We start from the raw sequence: 11755 nt of genomic DNA, 5'->3' as shown, positions 1-11755 counted from the left end.
TCTGGACGATTCCGTCTGCGCGGCCGATGTGCGCAGAGCAAGAAGCAGGCCCATGACTTCCGGGGTTCGGGCCGGGGCAGGGCGACGGGCTACAATCGAGGGTTCCACTACCAGGGGCCGCTCCATGCGCTCGAACCTGCTTGCATTTTCCATCGTCGCCAGCCTTGGGCTGGTCCAGGTCGCCCACGCCGCAGAAGGCATGTGGGTGCCGCAGCAGCTGCCGGAAATCGCCGGGCCGCTGCAGAAGGCCGGCCTGAAACTGTCCCCGGAGCAGCTGGCCAACCTGACCGGTGACCCGATGGGTGCGGTGGTTGCGCTGGGTGGCTGCACTGCCAGCTTCGTCTCGCCGCAGGGCCTGGTGGTCACCAACCACCACTGCGCGTATGGCGCCATCCAGCTCAATTCGACCGCGCAGAAGAACCTGATCAAGGACGGCTTCAACGCGCCGACCCTGAAGGACGAACTGAGCGCCGGCCCGAACGCCCGCGTGTTCGTGCTCGACCAGATCACCGACGTCACCGCCCAGGCCAAGGCCGCCATCGCCGCCGCCGGCAATGACCCGCTGGCCCGCAGTCGCGCGCTGGACGCCTTCGACAAGGCCCAGGTTGCCGCCTGTGAAGCCGATGCCGGCTTCCGCTGCCGCCTGTACAGCTTCTCCGGCGGCAACACCTATCGCCTGTTCCGCAACATGGAAATCAAGGACGTGCGCCTGGTCTACGCGCCCCCGGGCAGCGTCGGCAAGTTCGGCGGCGACGTCGACAACTGGATGTGGCCGCGCCACACCGGCGATTTCTCGTTCTACCGCGCCTACGTCGGCAAGGATGGCAAGCCGGCCGCCTTCGCCGCCGACAACGTGCCGTACCAGCCCAAGCACTTCCTGAAGTTCGCCGACCAGCCGCTGGGCGCCGACGACTTCGTGATGGTGGCCGGCTACCCGGGCCGCACCAACCGTTACGCGCTGGCCGGTGAGTTCAACGAAACCGCCAGCTTCACCTACCCGACCATCGCCAAGCACTACAACGCCGTGCTGAAGATGATCGCCGACGCGGGCAAGGCCGACGCCGACGTCAAGGTGAAGTACGCCGCCACCGCCGCCAGCATGAACAACGTGGCCAAGAACTACCTGGGCCAGCTGGAAGGCTTCAAGCGCATCGACGCCGCAGGCCAGAAGCAGGCTGAAGAAGCTGCCGTGCTGGCGTGGCTGAAGAAGCAGGGCGCTGCAGGCAAGCCGGCGCTGGCCGCACACGCGCAGCTGGTCAAGCACCTGGATACCAGCAAGGCGACCCGCGAGCGCGACCTGTTCGTCGGGCAGTTCAACAACACCTCGGCCGTTGGCGCTGCAATCACCCTGTACCGCCTGTCGATCGAGCGCAGCAAGCCGGACGCCGAGCGCGAAGCCGGTTACCAGGAACGCGACCTGACCACCATTGAAGGTGGCCTGAAGCAGATGGACCGCCGCTACGTGGCGAAGATGGACCAGCAGCTGCAGGCCTACTGGCTGGAGCAGTACGTGGCCCTGCCGGCCGCGCAGCGCGACAATGAAGTGCTGAACAAGTGGCTGGCCGGTAGCGATGCCAACGCAGTCAAGGCGCTGGTGGGCAAGCTGTCGGGCACCGAGCTCGGCAGCCTGGACGCACGCCTGAAGTGGTTCAAGGCCGACCGTGCCGCATTCGAAGCCAGCAGCGATCCGGCCATCCAGTACGCCGTGGCTGTCATGCCGGCACTGCTGAAGCAGGAAGAGCAGAAGAAGATCCGCGAAGGTGAATCGCTGACCGCGCGTCCGCTGTACCTGCAGGCCGTGGCCGACTACAAGAAGAGCCAGGGCGAGTTCGTCTACCCGGACGCCAACCTGTCGCTGCGCATCACCTTCGGCAACGTCATGGGCTACGGCAAGGACGGCGTGAAGTACACCCCGTTCACCACCCTGGAAGGCGTGGCGGCGAAGGAAACTGGTGAAGATCCGTTCGATTCGCCGAAGGCGCTGCTCGATGCGGTCAAGGCCAAGCGTTATGGCGGACTGGAAGACAAGCGCATCGGCTCGGTGCCGGTGAACTTCCTGTCCAACCTGGACATCACCGGCGGCAACTCGGGTTCGCCGGTGCTGGACGCCAACGGCAGGCTGGTCGGCCTGGCATTCGACGGCAACTGGGAATCGGTCAGCTCCAACTGGGTGTTCGACCCGGTGATGACCCGCATGATCGCCGTCGACAGCCGCTACATGCAGTGGATCATGCAGGAAGTGGCGCCGGCGCCGCAGCTGCTGAAGGAACTGAACCTGGCGAAGTAAACCGGTTGCGGTAGTGCCGGCCGCTGGCCGGCAAACCCGACCCGATGGCCGGGAATTCCGAAACCCCGCGACCCACGTCGCGGGGTTTTTTCATGCCCGCCCCGACCCGGCGCGCCGAACAGGTATCATCCGTGTTCCGCGCACTTCACAGGATGTGAACGAAACGCGGGAACCTCCTCCCCCCCAGGACCCCTTGCACGCATGCGCATCCTGCTTGCCCGCCACGGTGAAACGCCGTGGAACGCCGAAGGCCGCTATCAGGGCCAGATCGACATCCCGCTGTCGCCGATCGGCGAAGCCCAGGCCCAGGCACTGGGTGCCCGCCTGGCCTCGGTCGACATTACCCGTGCCGTCGCTTCGCCGCTGTCGCGCGCGCAGCGCACCGCGCAGCTGGCGCTTGGCGCCGCCCGTGCCGACATGCTGCTGACCGAGCCGGAACTGCAGGAAATCGCCCACGGCGAATGGGAAGGGCTGCTGGCCAGCGAGATCCACGAGAAGGATCCGTCGCGCCTGCAGGCCTGGCGCGAGGAGCCGGATACCGTGCTGATGCCCGGCGGCGAATCGCTGCGCCTGGTGCTGGAGCGCAGCTGGCGCGGCCTGGCCCGCGCCACCGACGGCCTTGGCGAGCACGACACCCTGCTGGTGGTCGCCCACGACGCGGTGAACCGCGTGATCCTGTGCAAGGTGCTGGGCCTGCCGATCTCCCGCCTGTGGACCTTCCGCCAGGCACCGACCACGCTCAACCTGCTCGAAGGCGCCGACCTTGACAGCCTGGAAGTGGTGCGCCTGAACGACTGCGCCCACCACACGCCGTTCTTCGGCGAAGCCAAGCACCGCGCACTCTGATCGATCCCCTCGCACCAACTGCTTCTGCTGGAACCGCTGCCGTGACGAACACCCCGACCACCCTGGCCGACTGGCTGGACTACATTGAACGCCAGCATCCGGCGAGCATCGACATGGGCCTGGAGCGCGTGCGCGCCGTGGCCACGGCGATGGGCCTGGGGGCGCCGGCCAAGCGCACCATCGTGGTCGGTGGCACCAACGGCAAGGGCTCCACCGTGGCCTTCATCGAAGCCATTGCACGTGCCGCCGGCTGGAAGGTGGGCGCGTACACCTCGCCACACCTGCTGCGCTACAACGAGCGCGTGCGCATCGACGGCCGGGACGTGGACGATGCCGCGCTGGTCGCTGCGTTCAGTGCGGTCGAGGCCGCGCGTGGCGAGACCACGCTGACCTATTTCGAGTACGGCACGCTGGCTGCGCTGCAGCTGTTCGCCGACGCCGGGCTGGACCTGGTGGTTCTGGAAGTGGGTCTGGGCGGCCGCCTGGATGCGGTCAACATCGTCGACGCCGATGTGGCCGTGATCACCACTGTGGACATCGACCATGCCGAATGGCTGGGCGAGGACCGCGAAGCAATCGGCACCGAGAAGGCCGGCATCATCCGCGGCTGGAAGCCGGTGATCCTGGGCGAGACCGACCCGCCCTCGAGCGTGCTCGCGCGTGCCTACCTGGTCGGTGCCAACGCGATCCGCGGCGGCAGCGATTACTTCTACGAGCCGATCGACGCCCAGCGCTGGCGCTGGCGCGATGTCGGCCTGCGCATGGAACTGCCGACCCCGGCGCTGGCCGGCCCGATCCAGCTGGCCAATGCCGGTGCGGCCATTGCTGCGCTGCGCGCGCTGGACAAGCCGGTGCCGCGCGCGGCGTGGGCCGCCGGTATCGCGGCGGCGCGCATTCCGGGCCGCCTGCAGGCGTTCGAGCGTGGCGGTGTGCAGATCCGCGTCGACGTCGGGCACAACCCGCAGGCGGCGGGCCAGCTGGCGCGCGCGCTGAAGGCCGAGGCGTCGGCCGGGCGCACCCTGGCGGTGTATGCCGCATTGCAGGACAAGGACGCGGCGGGTGTGGTGCAGGCATTGCAGGGCGTGGTTGGCGAGTGGACCCTTGCCGGCCTGGACGGCCCGCGTGGCCAGAGTGCCGCCCAGTTGCAGGCGCGCCTGGCCGAGACCGCTGCTGGCAGCGCGCAGCTGGCCGCTTCGGTCGAACAGGCGCTGGCACAGGTACTGGCCCGGGCCGAGCGCGGTGACCGCGTACTGGTGTTTGGCTCCTTCCATACCGCTGCCGCCGCGTTGCAGTGGTTGCAGGGCAGCGCCTGAGCCACGTTCAGCCAATCCCGACGCCGTCCGGTCCGGCACCCGTATAATCGACCGCAACCTCCGGACAGTTGCCGCCTCACGTGGATACGCCTCTGAAACAGCGTCTGATTGGTGCCATCGTGCTGGTTGCACTGGCCGTGATTTTCCTGCCGATGCTGGTCAAGGGGCCTGCACCGGACAGCGGCGTGGCCTCGGTGCCGATCGCCGCGCCGGATGCACCGGCCGATGGCCAGTTCGAAACCCGTGAACTGCCGCTGGTGGCCCCGGCCGGTGGGGCTACCGGCCTGCAGACCGGGCAGGCCAAGCCGCTGCAGGAGGCCGCCACGCCGGCCACGCCGCCGACCGTGGACACGTCCCCGGCGGTTGCCGCCGGCAACTACGCCGTCACTTTCGGCGCCTACGGCAGCAAGGCCGACGCCGATGCCGTGATCGCCTACCTGCAGCGCTCGCAGCTGCCGGGCTTCGCAGAAGCGACTACCATCAACGGCCGTCAGGCATGGCGTGTGCGCGTGGGGCCGTATGCCGACCGTGCACAGGCCGAGGCGGCCCGGCTGCAGGCGGTGAAGATCCGCGCCGATGTGAAGGCCGAAGTGATCACCCTGGATGCCGCAACGGGCAGCAGCGCCCCGGTGGCAGCTACCCCGGCACCGGCTACGCCAAGCGCCAGTACCCCGTCCGCAGCCACCTCGCCGTCCGCCAGCAGCAACCCGGTGCGCAGCGAAAGCCTGCCGCCGAGTACGCCGACTGCGACGGCCACTCCGGCGGCCAAGCCCGAGCCGCCGAAGCCGGCGCCGAAGCCCGAAACCCCGAAGCCCGAGCCGAAGCCGGAGGCCACCGCCAGCAAGCCGGTGACGGCACCGACCACGCCGGCTGCACCGGCGGCCAGCGGCGTCGGCTTCGCCGTGCAGCTGGGCGCGTTCGGTCAGGCCAGTGATGCCAATGCGCTGCGTGACAAGGTCCGTGCTGCCGGCTTCAGCGCCTTCGTCGAGCAGGTGCGTACCGAAAAGGGCACCCTGCATCGCGTCCGTGTCGGACCGGTGGCCAACCGGGCTGACGCCGAACAGCTGAAGGCGCAGGTCGCCGCCAAGGTTGGCGTCGCCGGCATGGTCCGACCGCACCCATGACCGACGCGCAGGCCCGTTGCCAGCGCCGCCGAAGGAGCGGGGCGCCATGATCGACGTGGTGCTGCTGATCGTGATCGCCGCCTCGACCCTGCTCGGGATGCTGCGTGGCTTCGTGGGAATCGTCATCGGCACGTTGTCGTGGCTGCTGGCCGCATGGGCGGCCTTCGCCTTCGGCAACGATGCCGCGCGCTGGTGGGCGGCGCCCGCCGCACCTGGCGGCGAACATTTCGTCGGCGGCTACCTGGGCGTGGGCATTGGCGTGATGATCGTGGTCGCGGTGATCGGCATGGTCATCAAGGCGATGATCCACCGCAGCATGCTGACCAGCCTGGACCGGTTGCTGGGCGGTGTACTGGGGGCCGTGCGAGGTGGCCTGATCGCGGCGATCCTGGTGCTGCTGGCCGGCTTCACCCCGCTGACTGCCGAGCCCTCCTGGAAGCGCTCGGCGGTTCGCCCGGTGCTGAATCCGGCCGTGACCTGGATGAACGGGAAGCTGCCGCGCTGGCAGGTACCCGGCGCCGACATGCTGCCCAAGGCCTTGCCGACCGACATGCTGTCCCCATCTGCATTGATGGAATTGGGGAAGAATGCAGGCGCCGGGTTGGGAAAGCCGGGCGCGGCAGGCGATAATGGCATCCTCAACCAGGTAGTGGCGGGCGGCGGATGGCTGCGGCCCGCGAAAGCGGAACAGGGCGATGCATACGATCCGGCCGAAGTGCGCCCGGACGCCCCAGCACTGCCGGACAGTATCGAGCCGGACGATCCGGCCAATGTCGACCGCAGGCGCGGCGACCACCGCGGCCAGGTACGGCCACCTTCCTTGTAACTGGGCACAGCCCAGCGGAGACCTCGCACCATGTGTGGCATCGTCGGAATCGTCGGCAACCAGAACGTCGCCGGGCAGTTGTATGACGGCTTGACCGTTCTCCAGCACCGCGGCCAGGACGCGGCAGGTATCGCCACCGCCAACGGCAGCCGCCTGCGGGTGCAGAAGGCTACCGGCCTGGTCCGCGATGTGTTCGACGCCCGTACCATGTCCACGCTGGAAGGCAGCGTCGGCATCGCGCACGTGCGCTATCCGACGGCAGGTTCGGAAGGCATGGACGAGGCACAGCCGTTCTACGTGAATTCGCCGTACGGCATCGCGCTGGCCCACAACGGCAACCTGATCAACACCGAGGCGCTGCGCCAGCAGGTGTTCGAACAGGACCGGCGCAACGTCAATACCGATTCGGACAGCGAAGTGCTGTTGAACGTGTTTGCCTACGAACTGGAGCAGCAGCGCCAGCTCAGCCCGGAAGCCGCGATCCGCGCGGTGGCCGGCGTGCACCGCCGCTGCAAGGGCGGCTATGCAGTGGTCAGCGTAGTGCTGGGCCTGGGCCTGGTGGCCTTCCGCGACCCGCATGGCATCCGCCCGCTGGTGCTGGGCAAGCGCAGCCACGCAGAAGGCGACGAGTACATCGTGGCGTCCGAGTCGGCTGCACTGGACGTGCTGGGTTTCCAGCGCGTGCGTGACGTGCAGCCGGGCGAAGCGCTGGTGATCACCGCGCGCGGCGAGCTGTTCTCGGAAATCTGCGCCGAGCCGGCCGAGCACACCCCGTGCATCTTCGAATACGTCTACTTCGCGCGCCCGGATTCGATGATCGACAACGTTTCGGTGCACAAGGCACGCATGCGCATGGGCATCAAGCTGGGCGAGAAGATCCTGCGCCTGCGCCCGGACCACGACATCGACACCATCATCCCGATCCCGGATACCTCGCGCGATGCCGCGCTGGAGATCTCCAATGTGCTCGGGGTGAAGTACCGCGAAGGCTTCATCAAGAACCGCTACATCGGCCGCACCTTCATCATGCCGGGGCAGGGTGAACGCGTGAAGTCAGTGCGCCGCAAGCTCAACCCGATCCACCTGGAGTTCCGCAACCGCGTGGTGCTGCTGGTGGACGATTCGATCGTGCGTGGCACCACCAGCCAGCAGATCGTGCAGATGGCCCGTGATGCCGGCGCGCGCAAGGTCTACCTGGCCAGCGCCGCGCCGCCGGTGCGCTACCCGAACATCTACGGCATCGACATGCCGGCGGCCGAAGAGCTGGTCGCGCACAACCGCACGGTGGAAGAGATCGAGGCCCACCTGGGCTGCGACTGGCTGATCTACCAGGACCTGGAAGACATGGAAGCGGCGGTGAGCGAAGGCAACCCGGCGCTGCGCAGCTTCGATTCGTCCTGCTTCAACGGCCACTACCCGACCGGTATCGAGCCCGGCTACTTCGAGCGCATCCAGCAGTTGCGTTCGGACGATGCCAAGCACAAGCGCCGCGCCTGAGGATCAGGCGTGGTGGATGTGCCCGACGTTGGTGGCGACCTGCTGCGCGCTGCGCAGCAGTGCCTGGCTGAAGCGGATCCGCTGCGCAAGGTCGCATTGACCCAGGCGTATGCGGCCGCGTTCCGTGCCGGTCGCCTGAAGGTGGCCGCGGATGCGCCGCCGCCGGATCCGATCTGCATGCCGGGTCGTCCGGGACGACTGGTGCTGGTGCATCCGCGCGAGGTGCCACGGCGTGGACTGGGCGGCGTGGAAGGGCGGGCTGCCTTCATCCACGCGATTGCCCATATCGAGCTCAACGCGATCGACCTGGCCTGGGACGCGGTGTACCGGTTCCGGGGCCTGCCGTCGGCGTTCCAAGCTGATTGGGTCAGCTGTGCCGATGACGAATCGCGGCATTTCATGCTGCTGCGCGAGCGCCTGCAGGTGCATGGCCACGACTATGCGGATTTCCCCGCACACAACGGTCTGTGGGAAATGTGCGAAAAGACCGCGCATGACGGCCTGGCGCGCATGGCGCTGGTGCCGCGCGTGCTGGAAGCGCGTGGTCTGGACGTCACCCCGGGCATGATCGAGAAGCTGCGCAATGTCGGTGATGGCGAAACCGCCGATGTGCTGGAGGTGATCCTGCGTGAGGAAGTGGCGCATGTTGCCGCCGGTTCGCGCTGGTATCGCTGGTACTGCGACCGCGCCGGTGTCGAGCCGCGCGCGCGTTTCAAGGAGCTGCTGGTGGAGTACGCCGGCGGCTACCTGCATGGGCCGTTCAACATGGAAGCGCGCCTGCTGGCCGGATTCGATGCGGACGAACTCGCCAACCTGGTCGAGCAGGCCGGTTGAAGAAAAGGGGACGGAGGGAATCAAGATGTTTTGGCACAAGCGACTTGATTCCCTCCGTCCCCTCTTTCATGCGTTCGGCAGTACCACGCGCTTGCCATCCACCGTTGGCCGGTTGATGTAGAACAGGCCGGGGCCCGGCCGATACGGCAGCTCGCTGACGCCGGCGTCGGCAGCGTAGGTCAGTGCGGTGTCGCCCAGCGCGTCGAAGTTCCAGTGCGCCGACTGCATCAGGTAACGCCGTCGCAACAGCGCCTCCTGCGTTTGCGTCAGTGGCTGTCCGGCCACCAGTCGTCGTGCGATCGGTTGCAGGGCCGACGGCAGTTCCCAGCCGGGGACTGCGTTGGCATTGGCCGTCCATTGCACGCCGGCATCGATGGCATGCTGCTGCATTACCTGAAGCGCGATCAGCTGGTAGCGCCAGTCGATGCGCCGGCGCAACACCACGGCCGCCGTCACGTACAGCACCGGTGACAGCACTACGCTGCGGCTGCCGGCGCGACGCTGTTGCTGCCACTGGTGCCAGACATCCACCCAGACTTCCTTTTCGTCCAGGCCCAACTGCTGCCGCCAGCGCTCGGCGTCGGCCTGTGCCTCGGCGTAGGCCGTGGTCGCCTGCAGGATCGCCAGCGGTGGCGTCTGGTACTCGGCCACGCTCGGGCGGCGCAGCAGCTGCCGGCGCGGGCGACTGAGCAGCTTGGGCCCTTCTTCGAGCTGGTTGTAGCCGCCGCCGATGTTGGCGTGTACGCCGGGCAGGGCGATCTCGGTGAACGCTGGCGCCACGCTGGTCAATGGGTAGTGCTGGCGATGCTCGTCACGCGCGCTCAGTTGCAGCACCTGCCTGGCAACGCCTGCATGCAGCGCGAGATGAGGTTGTTCGTCGGTGCGGCCACCGCTGACCGCAACCACCGTGTCGAACAGGCCGATGAAGCGCAGCGGCGGAGCGGCCGGGGCGAAGTCCGTTGTGCAGGACAGGCCAGCGGCCTGCAACAGCTGCCGCCAGCGGGTGCGATCCCAGGCCTGCAACTGGTTGGCCACATCGCGCGCGGCGGCCGCACCCCGTGAAAAGCCGAACAGATCCAGCTGCACGCCACGCAGTGGTCGCTGCCAGCGCGTAGCGAGTGCACCCAGTGCTGCCGGCAGCAGCACCTGCAGCGCGCGTCGCACTTTGGCGCGCACACCGCTGGCGCCAATGCCGAACGCCAGTCCGATCAGGTCGTCGTCGGCGTCATCGCGGGTACCGACACCTTCCACGTAGATCGACAGCGAGGGGGCCGCCGATGTCCCGCTGCGGCTGTCCGGGTACAGCTGCTGCAGGCGGGCGATGTTGGTCAGGCCATTGTCGTAGCTGCTGGTCAACCGGCTCTGGTAGGTCGAATCGTCATCCGCACGCAGCTGCGCCGGGCGCGGTTGCGGCAGCTGGGGCCTGCCACGGGCCAGGTTGTGTGCGTTGTTGCGGGTGCCATCGAAGAACAGCCCGATCCGCAGCAAGCCGACATCTTCGTCCGTGTCCTGCGATGGTGCCATGTGCATTCCCCGTCGTGGCTGCGTCACGGTAGCGCGAAAGCGGTGTGTTGACGACGTGTAGTAACGCTTTTGACCTTACTTAACCCAGATGCGGTCGATCACAAATCCTGATTTTCACTTCTCTCGCCTATTGAATTCACACGACCCGCGCAGGCCATATGACCAGACCCGGCAAACCGGGTCGTGCTGCATCAACGCTGTTCACATCATTCAAGGAGCGACGCAATGTTGTCCAGATCGATTGGCAAAGCGGCAGGTGGCCTGGTGTTGGGGTTGTCGGTGGCAGCGGCCGCGCATGCGGCACCGTTATTCGAGCCGGTGACGGTCATCAGCCGCGCATCGGCAAACAGCGAGCCCGCACTGGGCAAGCTGCTGGCCACCCCGTCCACGGCGACGGTACAGGAAGTGCGTGTCGATGCAGCAGCTACTGCACAACCGCAGCTGGAATTCGAACTGCTCGGCCGGCGGGTGCAGGCGGTGCGCAGCAAGGTCGAAGCACTGCCCGATGGCGGCAGCATCTGGTACGGCCAGTTCCGTTCGCCCTCGGACAAACTGACCGCGGCCACCTCTAACGGCCAGGACGACCCCGGCAATTCGCTGATCCTGGTGCGCTCGGGCGACACCGTCACCGGCTCGATCCGCAAGGATGGAAAGCTGTATCGCCTGCGCCCGTTGGGCAACCGCCACGTGCTGGTGGAAGTGGATGAATCGCGGATGCCGGCCGACCATCCGGCCGACTACAACCAGCTGCCGAAGATCCCGATGGGCAACAACGATCGCATCGGCATCGCGCAGGCATCGTCCGGTACGCCGGCGACCATCCGTGTGCTGGTGGTAGCGACCAATGCCGCCGTCGCCGCCTATGGCGGCAACATGCAGTCGCTGGTGCAGCTGGCGGTGGCCGAGTCCAACCAGGGCTACGGCAACAGCAACGTCGGCCTGACGCTGCAACTGGCCGGTTACGAGACCACCAGCTACAGCGAGTCTGGCAACTTTACCACCGACCTGTCGCGTTTCCGTGGCACCAGCGACGGCTACATGGACAGCATCCACACCAGCCGCAACACCACCGCGGCCGATGTCGGCGTGCTGCTGATCAACAACAGTGCCTACTGCGGCCTGGCCTCGGGGATCGGCTCGACCGCGTCGACGGCGTTCGCGGCGGTGTACTGGGATTGCGCGACCGGCTACTACTCATTCGCGCATGAGATCGGCCACCTGCAGAGCGCGCGGCATGACATCGCCACCGACCCGAGCACATCGCCCTACGCCTATGGCCACGGCTACCGCTATGAGCCGTCCAGCGGCACCGGCTGGCGCACGATCATGGCCTACAACTGCACCCGCAGTTGCCCGCGCCTGAACTACTGGTCCAACCCGAACATCAGCTACAACGGCATCCCGATGGGCAATGCCAGTACCGCTGACAACCAGCGCGTGCTGGTCAACACCAAGGCCACCATCGCGGCCTTCCGCTGAGGCCAAGCGCCGACCAAGCGGCGGC

Annotated in this window: 9 protein-coding genes; 8 read left to right on the top strand and 1 reads right to left on the bottom strand. The window is 67.3% G+C overall.

The features are described from left to right. Window positions 1-124 precede the first annotated feature (124 nt). The 7 genes from ACM0PY_RS04655 (at window position 125) to ACM0PY_RS04625 (ending at window position 8727) form a co-directional block, all read left to right on the top strand. Window positions 125-2287 (top strand): S46 family peptidase, encoded by a 2163-nt coding sequence (locus tag ACM0PY_RS04655; RefSeq protein WP_134972564.1) that lies wholly within the window; start codon window positions 125-127, stop codon window positions 2285-2287. Between the two features lie 201 nt (window positions 2288-2488). Beyond that, the gene (locus tag ACM0PY_RS04650; RefSeq protein WP_005415444.1) at window positions 2489-3133 is read left to right on the top strand and encodes a histidine phosphatase family protein; all 645 of its coding nucleotides are present in this window, start codon (window positions 2489-2491) and stop codon (window positions 3131-3133) included. A gap of 41 nt (window positions 3134-3174) precedes the next feature. Then, the gene (folC, locus tag ACM0PY_RS04645) at window positions 3175-4446 is read left to right on the top strand and encodes a bifunctional tetrahydrofolate synthase/dihydrofolate synthase (protein WP_180885821.1); all 1272 of its coding nucleotides are present in this window, start codon (window positions 3175-3177) and stop codon (window positions 4444-4446) included. 80 nt (window positions 4447-4526) lie between these two features. Further along, window positions 4527-5570 (top strand): SPOR domain-containing protein, encoded by a 1044-nt coding sequence (locus ACM0PY_RS04640; RefSeq protein ID WP_072169154.1) that lies wholly within the window; start codon window positions 4527-4529, stop codon window positions 5568-5570. 46 nt (window positions 5571-5616) lie between these two features. Next, complete coding sequence (locus ACM0PY_RS04635; RefSeq protein WP_134971957.1) at window positions 5617-6396, top strand: CvpA family protein; 780 nt, start codon at window positions 5617-5619, stop codon at window positions 6394-6396. Between the two features lie 30 nt (window positions 6397-6426). Beyond that, window positions 6427-7893: an amidophosphoribosyltransferase gene (gene purF, locus ACM0PY_RS04630; RefSeq protein ID WP_049414284.1), complete on the top strand. Its 1467-nt coding sequence runs from the start codon at window positions 6427-6429 to the stop codon at window positions 7891-7893. A 9-nt stretch (window positions 7894-7902) separates the two neighbouring features. Continuing rightward, window positions 7903-8727, top strand: coding sequence for a ferritin-like domain-containing protein (locus ACM0PY_RS04625; protein ID WP_180885819.1), 825 nt, complete (start codon window positions 7903-7905; stop codon window positions 8725-8727). A 66-nt stretch (window positions 8728-8793) separates the two neighbouring features. Here ACM0PY_RS04625 and ACM0PY_RS04620 read toward each other — a convergent pair whose 3' ends face one another. After that, window positions 8794-10251, bottom strand: coding sequence for a T6SS phospholipase effector Tle1-like catalytic domain-containing protein (locus ACM0PY_RS04620; RefSeq protein WP_134971961.1), 1458 nt, complete (start codon window positions 10249-10251; stop codon window positions 8794-8796). 225 nt (window positions 10252-10476) lie between these two features. On the opposite strand from ACM0PY_RS04620, the gene ACM0PY_RS04615 reads away from it, so the two are divergent. Beyond that, window positions 10477-11730: a M12 family metallo-peptidase gene (locus tag ACM0PY_RS04615; protein WP_069138938.1), complete on the top strand. Its 1254-nt coding sequence runs from the start codon at window positions 10477-10479 to the stop codon at window positions 11728-11730. The last annotated feature ends 25 nt before the right edge of the window (window positions 11731-11755 follow it).

Origin of the sequence: Stenotrophomonas sp. BR163 (genome assembly GCF_047520985.2) — a bacterium.
Classification (GTDB): Bacteria; Pseudomonadota; Gammaproteobacteria; order Xanthomonadales; family Xanthomonadaceae; genus Stenotrophomonas; species Stenotrophomonas sepilia.
Note: the sequence above shows the minus strand (reverse complement) of the source record. Positions and strands in the feature narration are given on the sequence as shown.

What these genes read in the sequence shown, in the direction of transcription:
- ACM0PY_RS04655 (WP_134972564.1), top strand. Translation starts at nt 125, where the DNA reads ATGCGCTCGAACCTGCTTGCATTTTCCATCGTCGCCAGCCTTGGGCTG.
- ACM0PY_RS04650 (WP_005415444.1), top strand. Translation starts at nt 2,489, where the DNA reads ATGCGCATCCTGCTTGCCCGCCACGGTGAAACGCCGTGGAACGCCGAA.
- ACM0PY_RS04635 (WP_134971957.1), top strand. Translation starts at nt 5,617, where the DNA reads ATGATCGACGTGGTGCTGCTGATCGTGATCGCCGCCTCGACCCTGCTC.
- purF (WP_049414284.1), top strand. Translation starts at nt 6,427, where the DNA reads ATGTGTGGCATCGTCGGAATCGTCGGCAACCAGAACGTCGCCGGGCAG.
- ACM0PY_RS04620 (WP_134971961.1), bottom strand. Translation starts at nt 10,251, where the DNA reads ATGGCACCATCGCAGGACACGGACGAAGATGTCGGCTTGCTGCGGATC.
- ACM0PY_RS04615 (WP_069138938.1), top strand. Translation starts at nt 10,477, where the DNA reads ATGTTGTCCAGATCGATTGGCAAAGCGGCAGGTGGCCTGGTGTTGGGG.